This is a genomic window from Nocardioides astragali (assembly GCF_024436375.1).
GTDB classification, from domain to species: Bacteria; Actinomycetota; Actinomycetes; order Propionibacteriales; family Nocardioidaceae; genus Nocardioides; species Nocardioides astragali.
In genome coordinates, this window is record NZ_JAFMZM010000003.1 from 161,796 (window position 1) to 177,929 (window position 16,134).

Here is a 16,134-nt window from a genome sequence, read left to right on the forward strand (position 1 = left end):
TGCACCGCAAGGCAGCCGAAGCCGACCAGCTGGCCGCACGCAGCCGCGCCGAACGCGATCGGCTCCTGCTCCAGCTCCGCGCGGAGGACCCGGGGCGATGGAGCTACACAGCGCTGGCGGAGGCGATCGGCTGCAGTCGCGAGCTGATCGCCCTGGTGATCAAGCGACAACGCGGAAGCGCAGAACGCCCCTCGAGCAACGACAGGAAGGAAATGCCCGGACCCCGGGCAGACTGAGCCAGTGCTGCTGACCGTCACCACGACCCACACCCCGGCGACAGACCTGGGCTACCTGCTGCACAAGCATCCCGACCGGGTGCAGGAGTTCAAGCAGTCGTTCGGCACGGTGACGGTCTTCTACCCCGAGGCGACCCGGGAGCGGTGCACCGTCGCGCTGGCGCTCGACGTCGACCCGCTGCGGCTGGCCAGGTCCCGCACCAAGAACGCTCCGGACTTCAGCCTCGCCCAGTACGTCAACGACCGGTCGTACGCCGCGTCGTCGCTCCTCGCCGTGGCGATGGCCGACGTGTTCAGCACCGCGCGAAGTGGCCGCTGCGACTCGCGCCAGGAGCTCGCGGACTCGGCCATCCCGTTGGAGATCGTGATCCCGGTGCTCCCGTGCCGGGGTGGCCCTGAGGTCGCGCACCGGCTGTTCGAGCCGCTCGGCTGGACGGTGGAGGCGGAGCCGATCCCGCTCGACGACGCGTTCGCCGAGTGGGGCGACTCGCGCTACGTCCGGCTGCGGCTCACCGGTCTCGTACGACTCGCCGACGCGCTGAACCAGCTCCACGTCCTGCTTCCGGTGCTGGACGAGTCGGAGCACTACTGGCAGGGCCCGGACGAGGTCGACAAGCTGATGCGGTCCGGGGAGGGCTGGCTCGCGTCCCACCCCGAGGCGGACCTCATCACCCGCCGCTACCTCGGTCGCCGCGGTGGACTCACTCGCGTGGCGCTGGCGCGCCTGGCGGAGCTGGGCGACGAGGTCGAGGACGCTGTCGAACCGTCGGAGGACGAGGAGGTCCTGCAGCCGGAGGAGAAGCGCGTCCCGCTCAACACCCAGCGCCACGAAGCGGTCCACCAGGCACTGCTCGACCTGGGCGCGCGGTCCGTGATCGACCTCGGTTGCGGCCCGGGCCAGTTCCTCGACCGGCTCGTGAAGACCCCTGCCTTCACCCGCATCGCCGGAAGTGACGTCTCCACCCGGTCGCTCCAACACGCCGCCCGCCGCTTGCGCGTGGAACGGATGAGCGAGCGGCAGGCCGAGCGCGTACAGCTGTTCCAGAGCGCCCTCACCTACGAGGACGAGCGTTTCGCCGGCTTCGACGCCGCGGTGCTCATGGAGGTCGTCGAGCACGTCGATCCTCCGCGGCTGGAGGCGCTCGAGCGCGTCGTGTTCGGAGCCGCCCGGCCGGGTGCGGTCGTCGTGACCACACCCAACGCCGAGTACAACGCGCTCTACGAAGGGCTCGTCGGGATGCGGCACCCCGACCACCGGTTCGAGTGGACCCGCGCCGAGCTTGGCGACTGGTCGGACCGCGTCGCCTCGACCTACGGCTACCAGGTCGAACGGCGAGGCATCGGCGATCTCGACGAGACACTCGGCAACCCCACGCAGATGGCGATCTTCACCAGGAAGGAGGACAGCGATGACTGAGGCACCCAAGCGCCAGGTCACGCTGCCCGCCATGGGACTGGTCGTCCTCGTGGGCGTGTCCGGGAGCGGCAAGTCGACCTTCGCACGCACCCACTTCAAGCCCACCGAGGTCGTCTCCAGCGACTTCTGCCGGGGCCTGGTCGCCGACGACGAGAACGACCAGTCGGCCACGCCCGACGCCTTCGACGTCCTGCACTACATCGTCGGCACACGGCTGCGCCGCGGCCTCCTCACCGTGGTCGACGCCACCAACGTCCAGAAGCCCGACCGAGCGTCCTTGATCAAGCTCGCCAAGAGCCACGACGTACTGGTCGACGCTGTCGTCATCGACGTCCCGGACTCCGTCGCGATCGAGCGCAACGAGCGGCGCGCGGACCGCAACTTCGGCAGCCACGTCATCACCCGGCAGCACCGCGACCTCAAGCGATCCATGGCGCGCCTCACCAAGGAGGGCTTCCGTCGGGTCCACGTCCTCCGGGGGACCGACGAGGTCGATGCCGTCGAGATCGTCCGCGAGCGTCCGTGGAACGACCGCAGGGATCTCCACGGCCCCTTCGACCTCATCGGGGACGTCCACGGCTGCGCCTCCGAGCTCCGCACGCTCCTGAGCGAGCTGGGCTGGAAGATCGACTACGACGGCACTGCCGCGGTCGACGCCACCCACCCCGACGGACGTCAGGCCGTCTTCGTCGGCGACCTCGTCGACCGCGGGCCCGACACGCCCGGCGTGCTCCGCCTCGTCATGGGGATGGTCGCCTCCGGCAACGCGATCTGCGTGTCCGGCAACCACGAGGCCAAGCTCGTGCGTGCCCTCAAGGGCTCCAAGGTGACCGTCTCCCACGGGCTGGCGGAGTCCCTCGCCCAGCTGGAGGCCGAGCCGGAGGAGTTCCGCGCGCAGGCACTGGGCTTCATGGACCGGCTCATCAGCCACTACGTCCTCGACGACGGCAGGCTCGTGGTGGCCCACGCCGGGCTCAAGGAGTCCTACCACGGCAGATCCTCCGGGCGCGTCCGCTCCTTCGCCCTCTACGGCGACACGACGGGCGAGACCGACGAGTACGGCCTGCCGGTCCGCTATCCGTGGGCCCAGGACTACCGGGGACAGGCGATGGTCGTCTACGGCCACACTCCGGTCCCGAAGGCCGAGTGGGTCAACAACACGATCTGCCTCGACACCGGCGTCGTGTTCGGCGGCGCCCTGACGGCCCTGCGCTACCCCGAGCGGGCGATCGTGTCGGTCCCGGCCGAGAAGGAGTGGTACGAGCCGGTTCGCCCGCTCGTCCCCGCTGTCGGCGATCGAGAGCCGGCGGTGCTGAGGATCAGCGACGTCGCCGGCACGCGCTGGCTGGAGACCACGCATGCCGGCAAGGTCAAGGTCCCGGAGGAGAACGCCGCGGCCGCGCTCGAGATCATGAGCCGGTTCGCGGTGGACCCACGGTGGCTGGTCTACCTCCCGCCCACGATGTCGCCGGTCGCGACCTCGACGCGCGAGGGGTTCCTCGAGCACCCTGAGCAGGCCTTCGAGGAGTACGCCGGCTGGGGTGTCACCCGGGTGGTGTGCGAGGAGAAGCACATGGGCTCGCGCGCCATCGCTGTCATCGCCAAGGACGCCGATGCCGCCGAGCGGCGGTTCGGGGTCGGCGACGGCACCGCGGGCGTGGTCTACACCCGCACCGGTCGCCCCTTCTTCGCGGACACCTCCGAGCTCGTCGACCGGTTGCGCACGACTGCTGCTCCGTTGTTCGAGTCGCTGGACACCGACTGGCTCGCGCTGGACTGCGAGCTGCTGCCGTGGTCGGCCAAGGCGCTCCCCCTCATCAAGGTCCAGTACGCCTCCGTCGGTGCCGCGGCCCGTCGGGTGCTGCCCGAGGCGCTGGACGTCCTGGAGAGCGCGAAGCGCCGAGGGCTCGACGTCGAGGCGCTCATCGCGAAGACCGTGCGGCGGCGCGACAATTCCGAGGCCTTCCGCGATGCGTACGCCGCGTACGTCCGTCCGACCGACGGCCTGGACGGTGTCACGCTCGCGCCGTTCCAGATCCTCGCGTGCGAAGGCCGCGCCCTCGCCCTCACGGAGCCCCACGACTGGCACCTCGCCGAGCTGGCCAAGCTGGAGGGCGATCTCATCACGCCGACGCGGCACCGCTTCGTCGACCTGTCCTCACCCGAGGAGCGCGACGCCGCAACCCAGTGGTGGCTGGACCTCACCGCGTCCGGCGGTGAGGGGATGGTCGTCAAGCCGGCTCACCTCACCGAGGGCCGTGTCCAGCCGGGCATCAAGGTGCGTGGTCGCGAGTACCTTCGGATCATCTACGGCCCGGACTACACCGACTCCCTCGACGTCCTGCGCCAACGGCACCTCGGCAAGAAGCGCCAGCTCGCGCAGCGTGAGCACGGACTGGGCCTGGATGCGCTCTCCGCCTTCGTCGACCACGAGCCACTGTGGAAGGTGCACCAGGCCGTGTTCGCCGTCCTCGCGCTGGAGTCCGAACCCGTCGACCCGCGGCTCTGAGCTGCATTCCCAACCCCACCGGCGGCACGACGTACGGCGCCTACAGCACCAACCGGAGCACGGTGTCGGCCAGGCCGATACGCACCGTCTGCCCCCACGTCAGGGTGAGGGCATCGCCCTCGATGCCGTCACCGAACGCGACCAGGCGATCGGACTTCACCGTCAGGCTCAGGTCGGTCCCGACCAGCTCGCCCTCGGTGAGCGTGGTGCCCGTGGCCGGGGACGGCCAGGCCTCGCGCACGAACCAGACGAGTCGGGGCTCTTCGGGGCCGGGCAGTCGTAGCCGGCTGCCCCGTTCGAGTGCGACGGAGCGGCACCAACCGGTCGACCCGGTGCCGGTCGAGACGATGACGCCCGACGACGCCTGTGACTCACCGGTCGCCCCTGGCGCCTCCAGCTCGTAACGCGCGGTCTGGTGGGTCGGGTGCCCGAGGTAGATCTCGTTGAGGGCGAGCAGCTGCTGCCCGTCGTCGAGACTGGCCCTGACCATGGTGTGAGAGGTGGCGTGGTCGGTGGCCCGCAGCAGCTGCCCGAGGTCGGCGGGGGCGTGGGTGACCAGCACGCCCGCGTTGCGACCCGGCTCCGGGTCGATGCCGATCACCGGCTGCCCGTCGAGGTACTTCGCGACGTTGGCCACCAGCCCGTCCTGCCCGACGACGACGACGACGTCGTCGGGCGAGAAGATGAAGCGGGACACGTCGGCCCGCTCGACGGTTCCCCGACGCCACTCGACGGGGATCGCGGCGGCCGCGGTCTCGAGTGCCTGCTGTGCGAGCCGGTGGCGCTCCTCGAGCTCGGCGATGTCACGGCCGCGGGTGCTGAGGAAGAACGCGGCCTGCCCGCGGGTGCCGTGCGTGCCGATCAGCTCGTCGTACTCCGTGCGACGGTGGACGATCACGACGCGAGGCGTGAGGCTCATGTCGTCGACCTGCCCGCTGCCAGCTGGGCCAGGGCGGTGCTGACGAGGTCGGGGCTCAGGACCAGCGTCTCGATGGCGGGCAGGTTGGCGGCGAGCTCCTTCAGGGCCAACGCCAGCAGGACTGCCTCCGGCACGTCGCGGTAGGCACCGACCCGAGCCGCTTCCGCGTCACCCTCCGCGACGCCCGCCAGCCGGGCTCCTTCCGCGCGGGCCTCCGCGAGCGTCACCGTGCGCCGCGCCTCCCCCTCGGCGGCGATGGCGCCCGCCGCGGCGGCTTCCTCCGCCTCCCGACGGGTGTTGGCACCTCGCTGGCTCACCAGCTGCTCCTCACGTCGGGCCAGCTCGATCTGCGTCTGCAGCTCGTTCTCGCCGATCGCCCGCTCGCGCTCCACCGCGACCGCCCGCCTCTCGAACGTCGCCTTGTCCGACTCCTGCTGCACCCGCTCTCGTGTCGGGGTGCGCAGCGCCTTCTCCACCTCGGGCTCGGGGCGCACCGCGACCACGCGTACGCCGACGACGGTGATGCCGGTCTCGGCCAGACGCTCGTCCCCTCGCAGGCCGTCGGTGATCACCGTCCGCACCGGGCCGACACCCCCGGCCATGGCCGCAGTGAGGTCGACCATGGCCAGCATGTCGATGGCGTACTGCTGCGCGGACTCGGTCAGCAGGCCGGCGACCTGGTCGAGCGGGGTGCTGCGCCAGGCACCGGTCTCCGGGTCGATCGAGAAGTCGATGCGGCCGGCCGCCGTGGCAGGGTCCGTCACGCGGTAGGTGATGGTCGCCTGGACCGTGACGTCCTGGAAGTCGCTCGTGCGAGCGTGGAACAACAGCGGCAGCTCACGGTCGTCGACCGGGACCTCGTGCAGGACCGCACTGAGCGGCCGGAACCAGAACGACGCACCGACGCCGGCGCGGATGGTCCTGCCGTTGCGGATGTGCCCGACGTGCGTGGTGCTGGACCCGCGCAGGTGGTGGGCGAAGGGATAGCGGGCGATGTCGGCCATGAGAGGCTCCTCCTCGTTGTTAATGTCAGTATGACGATAAGTCGCCTCGCGGCTAAGTGTCAAACTGACGCTAAGGCGGGTAGAGTCTTCTCGTGGCTCCTGGAGATGCGCATCCCTCGGTCGCCGTCACGGTCGACCTCGTCGTCCTGACGGTGCGTTCGGAGCAGCTGCAGGCGCTCACGGTTCAGCGCGGGGAGGCGCCGTACGCCGGGCGTTGGGCACTCCCCGGCGGATTCCTGCAGCCCGACGAGGACCTGCCGGACGCGGCGGCTCGCGAGCTCCACGAGGAGACCGGGCTCTCGTCGGACCGCTTCCACCTCGAACAGCTCGCCTCCTACGGTGCTCCGGATCGGGACCCGCGAATGCGCACCGTGACGGTGGCCTACATCGCCCTCGCGGCCGACCTCCCGGTGCCGACTGCGGGCACCGATGCTGCGGACGCTCGGTGGCAACCGGTGAGCGAGCTGCTCGAGGGCGACCGGGAGCTGGCCTTCGACCACGCAGCGATCCTGGCGGACGGGGTGGAGCGCGCCCGCTCGAAGCTCGAGTACACGCCGTTGGCCGCCGCGTTCTGTCCGTCGGAGTTCACCGTCAGCGAGCTCCGGCACGTCTACGAGGTCGTGTGGGGGACGGTGCTCGATCCCCGCAACTTCCACCGCAAGGTCACCCGGACCGAGGGGTTCCTGGAGCCGACGGGTGACACGACGACTCGGGAGGGCGGACGCCCCGCCCGGCTCTACCGGGTCGGGACCGTCGCGCAGCTGCACCCGCCTCTGCTCCGCTGAACCCTTCAGCGTGCGCTCCTGCGGGTGCGGGCTGGTACTACTGGGGCATGCGAGTCGTGGTCCTCACCGGCGCCGGGATCTCCGCCGAGAGCGGGCTGTCCACCTTCCGCGACTCCGACGGCCTGTGGGAGGGCCACGACCCGATGCAGGTGGCGACCCCCGAGGCGTACGCCGACGACCCCGGCCTCGTGCAGCGCTTCTACGACGACCGGCGCGCCGCCCTGTCGCGGGTCGAGCCCAACGCGGCCCACCACGCGCTCGCGCGGCTCGAAGAGGCGCTCGGCGACGACCTGCTGGTCGTCACCCAGAACGTCGACGACCTCCACGAGCGCGCGGGCTCGCGGCGGGTCCACCACATCCACGGGAGGTTGCGGTCGGCCTGGTGCACGACCTGCGACGTCCGGCACGAATGGGACGCTCCGCTGGCCGATGGCCCACCGTGCCCCGGCTGCGGTGTGTCGACGCTGCGGCCCGACATCGTCTGGTTCGGCGAGGTCCCCTACGGCATGGCCCTCGTGGAGCAAGCCCTGTGGCACTGCGACCTGTTCGTGTCCGTCGGCACGTCGGGTGTCGTCTACCCGGCAGCCGCATTCGTGCACTGGGCCCGCGGCGCGACACTCGAGCTCAACCTCGAGCCCAGCGCGGGTGCCACTGACTTCGCCGAGTCCCGTCAGGGACCGGCGACGCGGCTCGTGCCGGGCTGGGTGGACGAGCTCCTGCGGGACGGGTCGCGGACCTCGCCCTGAGGCATCGGCGGGAAGTGCAGCCGGATGCACGTGCCGCGCCCGAGGCGTGACTCGACCTCCACGCTGCCGCCGTGGCGCTGCATGATCTCGCGCACGATCCCCAGCCCCAGGCCCGTGCCGGGGCGACGCAGCGCCTCCTCGTTGGTCGACCGGAACAGCGGCAGGAAGAGACGGTCCTGGTCCGCCTGGGAGATGCCGATCCCCTCGTCCTTGCAGCCGAAGGTGATGCTGCCGTCGAGCCCGCGCTCGACCCCCAGCCAGATCTCGTCGCCGGGGTTGGAGTACTTCACGGCGTTGTCGACCAGGTTGATGATCGCGCTCGCGATCTCGCGGGCGTCGGCGTAGACCATCGCCGGGTGGGTCTCGCCGACGAGGTGCAGGGTGATGCTGGCCTTCTCGGCGACGGCCGTCATGGATGCCAGGGTCTCGTCGACGATGGGGACGAGATCGATGCGCTCCATCATCGGAGGGTGTTGCGGGTCGCTGACGCGCGACAGCATCGCGAGCCCCTCCAGCAGGTCGCTCAGCCGCTCGGTGCCGCGCAGGATGGCCTGGGCCCGCCGCTGGTCGCGGTCGCCGGCGAACTCGCTGGCCGCCAGGAACTCGGCATTGGCCGCGATCACCGTCATCGGGTTGTTGATCTCGTGGGTGAGCTCGCGCAGGAACCGGTGCCGGGCCTCCTCGAGCTCGCGCAGCTCCTCGAGCAGGGCACGCTCGCGCTGGGTGGCGTGCGCGTTGGCGATGGCCCGGCCGAGGTCGTGGCCGAGCTCGAGCGCCGCGACGCCCTCGCCGTCGGTCCACCGTCGCGAGCCGGTCCGCCGGGCTGCCATGAGCATGCCGAGGACCTCGTCGTCCACACCGACAGGGGCCACCACGACCGCCTCGAACCCGGCGGCCTCGAGGGCCTGGCTGAACCAGTCGGCATGGGTGGCGTCGAGCTCCGGGTCGCCCCAGATGCGTGAGGTCTCGATGATCAGCACCCGCTGGTTGGCCCACGCGCGCGCCGCGGCCTCGTCGAGCGCCTGCCTCACGTCCGGCGCCATGCCGAGGCCGAGGGTGTCGGGGCTCTCGGCGTCCTGGTCGAGGAAGACGTGGATCTCGAGCTCATCGACCGACAGCGCCCCGAGCAGCGTCGTACGGGCCTCCCGCAGGAGGTGGTTGACGTCGTGCCGGGCCGGGTTGGACCTCGCCAGGCGCCGCGTGGCCCGGATGATCCGCATGTGGTCGGCGAACTCCTCACGCTCGACCAGGGTGACCACCGAGCGAAGGGTCAGCGACAGGGCGTCGGAGATCTCCAGCACGCGGTCCTTGTCGGGTCGCTTCAGGTCCGCAGGCACGTCGAGGTAGAGCAGCGCCCGGAGGTCACCGCGCTCGTCGGCGATCTGCGCGACCAGCATGTCCATCGGGTGCCAGTCCTCGGGATTGCCGGTGCTGGGGATGTCCGGCACCGCCACGACGCCGTCGATGAGCTCGCGGGTCGAGTCGGAGTAGCTCTCGTCCGGGATCCAGATGAAGTGCCCGATGCGCTCGCCATCCGCAAACACCATCTGCATGTCGGCCAGGCGGGAGGCAGTGCCGAGGCGCTCGTCAGCGCTGGTCATGTCGCCGTAGATGGCCACGAACTCCAGCAGGCCCTTGGGCCGGACCACCTCGATCGCGCACACCCGGAAGCCGGCACGGGTGGCGGCGTCGCGCGCCAGGGCGTGCATCAGCGCCCGAGCACGTGCATCACCCCAGCTCAGGTCGCGCGTCCGGCGCTCCCCTGCCCGCACCTGGTCCATGGGCTTTCGTCCTCCCCGCCATGTGGATCGTAAGCGTGGGGATGGACTTCCGGGAGATCTTCCACAGGACTTGGTCGTTGCTGTGGAGGAACTGTTGACTACAACCCGTTCTGGCTGAAGTGCATGTAGTCCCTGGAGTGACGCCAGGCACCGCCCCATTCCCAGCCGATCCGGGCGAAGGCGCGGACGACGGGACCGTCGGCGGTGACCATGCCCGCACGGACGCGGGGGCGGTCGAGGTAGGCCGACGCCAGCTCGGGCAGCACGACCGGCCCCTTCGCGTACGGGTTCTGGAACGAGTTGAGGTCGATGGCCAGCCCGTAGGCGTGCTGGGAGAAGTACGTCGCCCCGGTGGACGGGCGACACACGAACGAGCCCGTCCCGTTGCCGTCCCCGGTGCTCGGTGCGTCGGGGTCGTAGGCGCGGACGATGCCGACCTGCTCCTGCGGGAAGCGCGTGCGGTAGAGCACCCCGAAGACCTCCACGATGTCGTCGGCCACCGTGCGGTGCACCAGCAGCTCACCTGTGTGGCGTTCGCCGTCGAAGCCCCAGAAGGCCAACCGCACCCAAGCCAGGTCCGTGGCGGCGACGGGACACCCCGGCTTCCAGCTGGAGCGCCGGATGACGTGCCGCGGGGCGGGTGAGACCACCGTGCTCGCGTAGCCGCGTCCCGGCAGCATGCGTACGTCGTCGGGCAGGGTCCAGCGACGGTGGCGCATCACCGGCGGGGTCGGTCGCACCACGCCGTAGCCGGTGGCCGGGTCCTCGGGCAGCACGCGCGTGCCGAGCCAGGGCGGCGGGACGCTGCCGAACCCCGTGGCCGCCTCGTCCTGCGTGCCGTCCACGCTGGGCGGAGCCTCGACCCGGACGCGCTCGGCGACGACCGGCACCGGCACCGCGGCGACCGTGAGGACCACCTGGACCAGGGCGGCGAGCAACCCGTTGACCGACACCACCTCACCGTACGTGGGCGTGACCCGCCACCGTCCAGGCGTCCGAGGTCAGGATCACTCCCCGCGCCAGGTGACTCGCGGGTAACATGGCCGCATGAAGCGAGAGATCTACGACGAGGACCACGAGGCCTTCCGCGCCTCGGTCAGGCAGTTCCTGGACCGCGAGGTCACCCCGCAGCTCGAGACGTACGCCGCCAACCACGGCCTCGACCGCGACTTCTGGCTCGCGGCCGGCAAGCAGGGCTTCCTCGGACTGGAGATCCCCGAGGAGTACGGCGGCTCCGAGGCCGGCGACTACCGCTTCAACGCCGTGCTGACCGAGGAGCTGGCCAAGGTCAACATGACCCTGCCCAGCTGCGTCGGCATCCACGCCGACATCACCGTGCCCTACCTGGTGCACCTCACCAACGACGAGCAGAAGGCGCGCTGGCTGCCGGGCGCCGCGACCGGCGAGATCGTCACCGCCATCGGCATGACCGAGCCGGGCGGCGGGTCCGACCTCGCCAACCTGAAGACCACGGCGGTCCGTGACGGCGACGGCTGGGTCATCAACGGCTCCAAGACCTTCATCACCAACGGCGGGTCGGCCGACCTCGTGCTCGTCGCGGCCCGCACCAGCCCGGAGAAGAAGGCCAAGGGCATCTCGCTCTTCGCCGTCGACACCACGCTCGAGGGCTTCAGCGTCGGGCGGGTGCTCGACAAGGTGGGCCAGGACGAGTCCGACACCGCCGAGCTGGCCTTCGAGAACGTCCGGGTCTCCGACGACGACCTCGTCGGCCCGCTCGACACCGGCTTCATCTCGATGATGCAGTTCCTGCCGCAGGAGCGACTCGGCTCCGCCATCACCAACCTCGCGCACGCCAAGCAGATCCTCGTGGAGACGGTCCAGTACGCCAAGGACCGGCAGGCCTTCGGTCAGCCGATCGGCTCCTTCCAGAACACCCAGTTCCTCCTCGCCGACCTGGTGACCCGCATCGACGTGACCGAGGCCTTCGTCGACCAGTGCGTGATCGCCCACACCAAGAAGGAGCTGACGCCGGTCGACGCGGCGAAGGCGAAGTGGTGGACCTCGCAGGTCCAGAACGACGTGCTCGACCACTGCGTACAGGTCCACGGCGGCTACGGCTACATGAACGAGTACCGCGTCGCCCGCGCCTGGCGCGACGCCCGGGTCACCAAGATCTGGGCGGGCTCCAACGAGATCATGAAGATGCTGATCGGGCGCGACCTGGGCCTGTGATGACGCGGATGTTCGTCGCGGTCGTCCCGCCACCGGAGGTGGTGGATCACCTCGACGACTTCCTGTCCGTACGCCGTGAGGCGGCGGGCTTCCGCTGGTCGGTCCCCGAGCAGTGGCACGTGACGCTGGCGTTCTCCGCCGCGGTGCCCGACCGCAGCGTGGAGGACCTCGGCGAGCGGCTCGCCCGGGCCGGGGGCCGGCGACGACCGTTCGAGCTGCGAGTGGCCGGCGGTGGCGCGTTCCCCCACGCCGACCGGGCTCGCGTCCTCGTCGCCCGGCTCGGGGCCGACGACGAGGCGGCGACCGAGCTCGAGCACCTCGCGGCCGGGTGCCGCCGTGCGATGTCGCGCGCGGGCGCGCGCGTCGACGGCCAACGCTTCCGTCCCCATCTCACGCTCGCTCGCCTCGGTCACCCCGACAACGTCACGTCGTGGGTCCGGTTGCTCGACGCCTACGAGGGTCCTGCCTGGCGCGTCGACGAGGTGAGCCTGGTCGCCTCGCACCTCGGGGAGGGGCCGCGCCGACGTCCGCGGCACGAGGTCGTGGCGTCGTACCCGCTGGGTTGAGCGCAGCCTCACCTTCGTTGCACGGCGTACGACGCGCGGCGAGGATCGAGGTGTGAGCATGGAAATTGGGACGGACGACGCACCCCAGCACTGGCACGACGACGTCGGGGACGACGTCAGCGGCCGCCTCAACTGGCTGCGGGCCGGAGTGCTCGGCGCCAACGACGGCATCGTGTCGACGGCCGGGGTCGTCATGGGTGTCGCCGGAGCGACCGACGACAGCGGCGCCATCCTCATCGCCGGCATCGCCGCACTGACGGCGGGAGCACTGAGCATGGGCGCCGGCGAGTACGTCTCGGTCAGCACCCAGCGCGACTCGGAGCGCTCGATCCTCGCGATGGAGCAGGTCGAGCTCGAGCAGATGCCGGAGACGGAGCAGTCCGAGCTGGCCCGGATGTATCGGGACAAGGGGCTGTCGAAGGAGACCGCCGAGAAGGTCGCGGCCGAGCTCACACGCAAGGACGCGCTCCGCGCGCACGCGGACATCGAGTTCGGCATCGACCCCGACGCGCTCACCAACCCGTGGCAGGCCGCGTTCGCGTCGATGGTCGCCTTCACCCTCGGTGCGCTGCTCCCGCTCCTGGTGGTCGCCTTCGTGCCCGACGGCGCCCGCGTCGCCACCACGGTCGTCACGGTGGCGCTCGCGCTGGCCGGGGCCGGCGCGGTCAGCGCCAAGCTGGGCTACAGCCCGCGGCTGCCGGCCATGGTGCGCAACGTCTCCGGCGGCCTGCTCGCGATGGGCGTGACCTACGTCATCGGCATGCTCGCCGGTACGCACCTCGGCTGAGCGCGCCGCGCTCGCTCCCCGGTCTGTTCACCATGGGATGTCGGTGAGCCCGCACTTCCCTGCGTCAATTGACCAGGGGAAGTGCGGGTCGGTCGACATCCCATGATGAAGCGGCAGCCTCAGCCGAGGGCCGCCACGATCTCGTTGACCTTGTCCTTGGCGTCACCGAAGAGCATCTGGGTGTTGTCCTTGAAGAACAGCGGGTTCTGCACGCCTGCGTAGCCGGTCGCCATGGAGCGCTTGAACACGACGACGTCCTTGGCGTTCCAGACCTCCAGCACCGGCATCCCCGCGATGGGCGAGCCCGGCTCCTCCAGCGCGGCGGGGTTGACCGTGTCGTTGGCGCCGATCACGAGTACGACGTCGGTGTCGGGGAAGTCGTCGTTGACCTCGTCCATCTCGAGCACGATGTCGTACGGCACCTTGGCCTCGGCGAGCAGCACGTTCATGTGGCCGGGCAGCCGGCCGGCGACGGGGTGGATGCCGAATCGAACCTCGACGCCCTTGTCGCGCAGCTTCTTGGTCATCTCCGCGACCGGGTACTGCGCCTGCGCGACGGCCATGCCGTAGCCAGGCGTGATCACGACCGACGACGCGTGGGCGAGGAGCTCGGCGACCTCGTCGGCCTGGATCTCGCGGTGCTCGCCGTAGTCGCGGTCCTCCCCGCTCACCGCACCGTCGGAGCCGAACCCACCGGCGATGACGCTGACGAAGGACCGGTTCATGGCCTTGCACATGATGTAGCTCAGGATCGCACCGGAGGAGCCGACCAGGGACCCGACGATGATGAGCAGGTCGTTGCTCAGCATGAAGCCGGCGGCCGCCGCGGCCCAGCCGGAGTAGGAGTTGAGCATCGAGACCACGACCGGCATGTCGCCGCCGCCGATGGCCGCCACGAGGTGGAAGCCGAGCAGCAGCGCGAGCGCGGTCATGGCGATCAGCGGCACCAGGCCGAGGTCACCCTCGACCGGGACGAACCACGCCAGCAGCAACGCCGAGGTGACGAGGATCCCGAGGTTGAGCAGGTGCCGGCCGGGGAGCGTCAGCGGCTTCGAGGTCATCTTCGCGCTGAGCTTGAGGTAGGCCACGATCGAGCCGGTGAAGGTCACCGCGCCGATGAAGACCCCGAGGAACACCTCGACGTCGTGAATGGTGCCGAGCGAGCCCTCGAGGTGGCCGTCACCGTGGTTCGCCTCGAGGTAGGAGTTGAAGCCGACCAGCACCGCTGCGATGCCGACGAAGCTGTGCAGCATCGCCACCAGCTCGGGCATGCCGGTCATCTCGACCGTACGGGCCCGCCGGGCGCCGATGACGGCGCCGATCGCCATGGCCACCACGATCAGCACCAGGGTCACGGCGAGCGGGCGCTGGTCGCCGTACTGGCTGTTGCGCGCCGCCAGGACGAGGGTGGCACCGAGTGCGAGCGCCATGCCGGCCATGCCGAAGGTGTTGCCGCGGCGCGCGGTCTCGTGCTTGGACAGTCCCGCCAGGGCGGCGATGAAGAGGATCGCGGCGACGATGTAGGCAGCCTGGATCAGGCCGGGCAGTCGCTCGGAGGTCAGGAAGTCGCTCATGGGCGGGGCTCAGTCCTTCCGGAACATCTGGAGCATGCGTGCGGTCACCAGGAAGCCACCGAAGATGTTGATGCTCGCGACGAGCACGGCGACCAGGGCCAGGATCGTGACGGCGAGGTTGTCGCTGCCGACCTGCAGGATCCCGCCGACCAGGATGATCCCGGAGATGGCGTTGGTCTCGCTCATGAGCGGTGTGTGCAAGGCGTGCGCGACGTTGGAGATGACGTAGTAGCCCACGAAGATCGCCAGCGCGAAGACGGTGAAGTGCCCCAGGAAGCTCGGCGGTGAGTACGCCGCGGCGAGCGCGAAGAGGACGGCCGCGAGCGCTGCTGCGAAGAGCTTGCGCCGTGGGTCGACCGGCTTCTTCTCCACCGGTTCGGGCCGGGCGGCCGGAGCGGCGGCGGCCGGGGCAGCACTGACCTGCACGGGCGGGGGCGGCCACATCGTGCTGCCGTCGCGGGAGACGGTGATCCCGCGCTGGACCACGTCGTCCATGTCGAGCGTGAGCTGCCCGTCCTTCTCGGGCGTGAGCAGCTTGAGCAGGTTGACGATGTTGGTGCCGTAGAGCTGGCTGGTCTGGGCGGCCAGGCGGCCGGCGAGGTCGGTGTAGCCGAGGACGGTGACGCCGTTGTCGGTCACGATCCGCTCGTCCTTGACCGTGGCCGCGACGTTGCCGCCGTTGGCGGCGGCCATGTCGACGATGACCGAGCCGGGTCGCATCGCCGCGACGGTCTCGGCCCGCACCAGCTGCGGAGCGGGGCGGCCGGGGATGAGGGCGGTGGTGATGACGATGTCGGCGGCGCGCGCCTCCTCGTCGTACATCGCCGCGGTCGCGGCCTCCTGCTCGGCGGTCATCTCCTTGGCGTAGCCGTCGGAGGAGACCTCCTGCTCCATCTCCACGGTCACGAACTCCGCACCCATGGACTCGACCTGCTCGGCCACCTCGGGGCGTACGTCGAAGGCGCGCACGATCGCGCCCAGGGAGCCGGCCGCACCGATCGCCGCCAGGCCGGCGACACCGGCGCCGACGACGAAGACCCGGGCCGGCGGCACCTTGCCGGCGGCAGTGACCTGGCCGGTGAAGAGGCGCCCGAACTCGTGGGCGGCCTCGATCACGGCGCGGTAGCCGGCGACGTTGGCCATCGAGGACAGCACGTCCATCGACTGCGCGCGCGAGATGCGGGGGACGGCGTCCATCGCCAGCGCGGTGACTCCCGCGGCGCTGAGCCGCTCGACCAGCTCAGGGCTGCGGGCCGGAGCCAGGAGGGCGATGACCGTGGCGCCGGGGCGCAGCCGCGCGATCTCGTCGTCGGTGGGAGCGTTGACCTTCACCACCACGTCGCTCGACCAGACGTCGTCGGCGGGACCGACCCTCACCCCGGCATCGGTGTAGGCGGTGTCCGGCTGGTCGGCCGCCACTCCGGCGCCCTGCTCCACGACGACGTCGTACCCGAGCGCGGCCAGCTGCGACGCGGTCTTCGCCGTGGCGGCGACGAGCGTCTCGCCGGGTCGGGACTCACGTGGGATGCCGATGCGCACTGCTGCCTCCTGGTGGGGGCCGGGGAATCTGGACGGGACCTCAAGGCGTGCGGGCCCGGCTCAACGTACCGAAGTCCC

Annotated in this window: 13 protein-coding genes; 7 read left to right on the forward strand and 6 right to left on the reverse strand. The window is 70.7% G+C overall.

Annotation, left to right across the window (positions count from 1 at the left end; translation table 11 throughout):
* Positions 1 to 240: 240 nt before the first annotated feature.
* Complete coding sequence (locus tag J3P44_RS09845) at positions 241 to 1,653, forward strand: 3' terminal RNA ribose 2'-O-methyltransferase Hen1 (RefSeq protein ID WP_255890156.1); 1,413 nt, start codon at positions 241 to 243, stop codon at positions 1,651 to 1,653.
* Positions 1,646 to 4,162 (forward strand): polynucleotide kinase-phosphatase, encoded by a 2,517-nt coding sequence (locus J3P44_RS09850; RefSeq protein ID WP_255890157.1) that lies wholly within the window; start codon positions 1,646 to 1,648, stop codon positions 4,160 to 4,162. The genes J3P44_RS09845 and J3P44_RS09850 overlap by 8 nt, the downstream gene beginning before the upstream one ends.
* A gap of 40 nt (positions 4,163 to 4,202) precedes the next feature.
* Here J3P44_RS09850 and J3P44_RS09855 read toward each other — a convergent pair whose 3' ends face one another.
* Both J3P44_RS09855 and J3P44_RS09860 read right to left on the reverse strand, forming a co-directional pair.
* The gene (locus J3P44_RS09855) at positions 4,203 to 5,081 is read right to left on the reverse strand and encodes an NAD(+)/NADH kinase (RefSeq protein ID WP_255890158.1); all 879 of its coding nucleotides are present in this window, start codon (positions 5,079 to 5,081) and stop codon (positions 4,203 to 4,205) included.
* Positions 5,078 to 6,085: an SPFH domain-containing protein gene (locus tag J3P44_RS09860; RefSeq protein WP_255890159.1), complete on the reverse strand. Its 1,008-nt coding sequence runs from the start codon at positions 6,083 to 6,085 to the stop codon at positions 5,078 to 5,080. Before J3P44_RS09860 ends, J3P44_RS09855 begins: the two co-directional genes overlap by 4 nt.
* 92 nt (positions 6,086 to 6,177) lie before the next feature.
* Between J3P44_RS09860 and J3P44_RS09865 the strand changes: the two genes are divergently transcribed.
* Positions 6,178 to 6,870, forward strand: coding sequence for an NUDIX hydrolase (locus tag J3P44_RS09865; protein WP_255890160.1), 693 nt, complete (start codon positions 6,178 to 6,180; stop codon positions 6,868 to 6,870).
* 47 nt (positions 6,871 to 6,917) lie between these two features.
* The gene (locus J3P44_RS09870) at positions 6,918 to 7,616 is read left to right on the forward strand and encodes an NAD-dependent deacylase (RefSeq protein ID WP_255890161.1); all 699 of its coding nucleotides are present in this window, start codon (positions 6,918 to 6,920) and stop codon (positions 7,614 to 7,616) included.
* On the opposite strand, the gene J3P44_RS09875 is transcribed toward J3P44_RS09870, so the two are convergent.
* Together J3P44_RS09875 and J3P44_RS09880 are read right to left on the reverse strand one after the other, a co-directional pair.
* The gene (locus J3P44_RS09875) at positions 7,541 to 9,397 is read right to left on the reverse strand and encodes a sensor histidine kinase (protein WP_255890162.1); all 1,857 of its coding nucleotides are present in this window, start codon (positions 9,395 to 9,397) and stop codon (positions 7,541 to 7,543) included. The two genes, J3P44_RS09870 and J3P44_RS09875, sit on opposite strands and share 76 nt — an antisense overlap.
* A gap of 98 nt (positions 9,398 to 9,495) precedes the next feature.
* On the reverse strand, positions 9,496 to 10,350 hold the full coding sequence (locus J3P44_RS09880; RefSeq protein ID WP_255890163.1) for a M15 family metallopeptidase: 855 nt from the start codon (positions 10,348 to 10,350) through the stop codon (positions 9,496 to 9,498).
* A gap of 94 nt (positions 10,351 to 10,444) precedes the next feature.
* On the opposite strand from J3P44_RS09880, the gene J3P44_RS09885 reads away from it, so the two are divergent.
* Genes J3P44_RS09885 through J3P44_RS09895 form a run of 3 tightly spaced genes read left to right on the forward strand, consistent with a single transcriptional unit; the run spans position 10,445 to position 12,943 of the window.
* A complete protein-coding gene (locus tag J3P44_RS09885; RefSeq protein ID WP_255890164.1) occupies positions 10,445 to 11,590 on the forward strand; it encodes an acyl-CoA dehydrogenase family protein in 1,146 nt (381 codons plus the stop codon).
* The gene (thpR, locus tag J3P44_RS09890) at positions 11,590 to 12,156 is read left to right on the forward strand and encodes an RNA 2',3'-cyclic phosphodiesterase (protein ID WP_255890165.1); all 567 of its coding nucleotides are present in this window, start codon (positions 11,590 to 11,592) and stop codon (positions 12,154 to 12,156) included. The genes J3P44_RS09885 and thpR overlap by 1 nt, the downstream gene beginning before the upstream one ends.
* A gap of 58 nt (positions 12,157 to 12,214) precedes the next feature.
* Complete coding sequence (locus J3P44_RS09895) at positions 12,215 to 12,943, forward strand: VIT1/CCC1 transporter family protein (protein WP_255890166.1); 729 nt, start codon at positions 12,215 to 12,217, stop codon at positions 12,941 to 12,943.
* 119 nt (positions 12,944 to 13,062) lie between these two features.
* Here the strand turns inward: J3P44_RS09895 and pntB are convergent, their stop codons facing one another.
* The gene (pntB, locus tag J3P44_RS09900; RefSeq protein WP_255890167.1) at positions 13,063 to 14,517 is read right to left on the reverse strand and encodes a Re/Si-specific NAD(P)(+) transhydrogenase subunit beta; all 1,455 of its coding nucleotides are present in this window, start codon (positions 14,515 to 14,517) and stop codon (positions 13,063 to 13,065) included.
* Between the two features lie 9 nt (positions 14,518 to 14,526).
* The gene (locus J3P44_RS09905; RefSeq protein ID WP_255890168.1) at positions 14,527 to 16,056 is read right to left on the reverse strand and encodes a Re/Si-specific NAD(P)(+) transhydrogenase subunit alpha; all 1,530 of its coding nucleotides are present in this window, start codon (positions 16,054 to 16,056) and stop codon (positions 14,527 to 14,529) included.
* Positions 16,057 to 16,134: the final 78 nt, after the last annotated feature.

What these genes read in the sequence shown, in the direction of transcription:
- J3P44_RS09885 (WP_255890164.1), top strand. Translation starts at nt 10,445, where the DNA reads ATGAAGCGAGAGATCTACGACGAGGACCACGAGGCCTTCCGCGCCTCG.
- thpR (WP_255890165.1), top strand. Translation starts at nt 11,590, where the DNA reads ATGACGCGGATGTTCGTCGCGGTCGTCCCGCCACCGGAGGTGGTGGAT.
- J3P44_RS09855 (WP_255890158.1), bottom strand. Translation starts at nt 5,081, where the DNA reads ATGAGCCTCACGCCTCGCGTCGTGATCGTCCACCGTCGCACGGAGTAC.
- J3P44_RS09850 (WP_255890157.1), top strand. Translation starts at nt 1,646, where the DNA reads ATGACTGAGGCACCCAAGCGCCAGGTCACGCTGCCCGCCATGGGACTG.
- pntB (WP_255890167.1), bottom strand. Translation starts at nt 14,517, where the DNA reads ATGAGCGACTTCCTGACCTCCGAGCGACTGCCCGGCCTGATCCAGGCT.
- J3P44_RS09870 (WP_255890161.1), top strand. Translation starts at nt 6,918, where the DNA reads ATGCGAGTCGTGGTCCTCACCGGCGCCGGGATCTCCGCCGAGAGCGGG.
- J3P44_RS09875 (WP_255890162.1), bottom strand. Translation starts at nt 9,397, where the DNA reads ATGGACCAGGTGCGGGCAGGGGAGCGCCGGACGCGCGACCTGAGCTGG.
- J3P44_RS09860 (WP_255890159.1), bottom strand. Translation starts at nt 6,085, where the DNA reads ATGGCCGACATCGCCCGCTATCCCTTCGCCCACCACCTGCGCGGGTCC.
- J3P44_RS09895 (WP_255890166.1), top strand. Translation starts at nt 12,215, where the DNA reads ATGGAAATTGGGACGGACGACGCACCCCAGCACTGGCACGACGACGTC.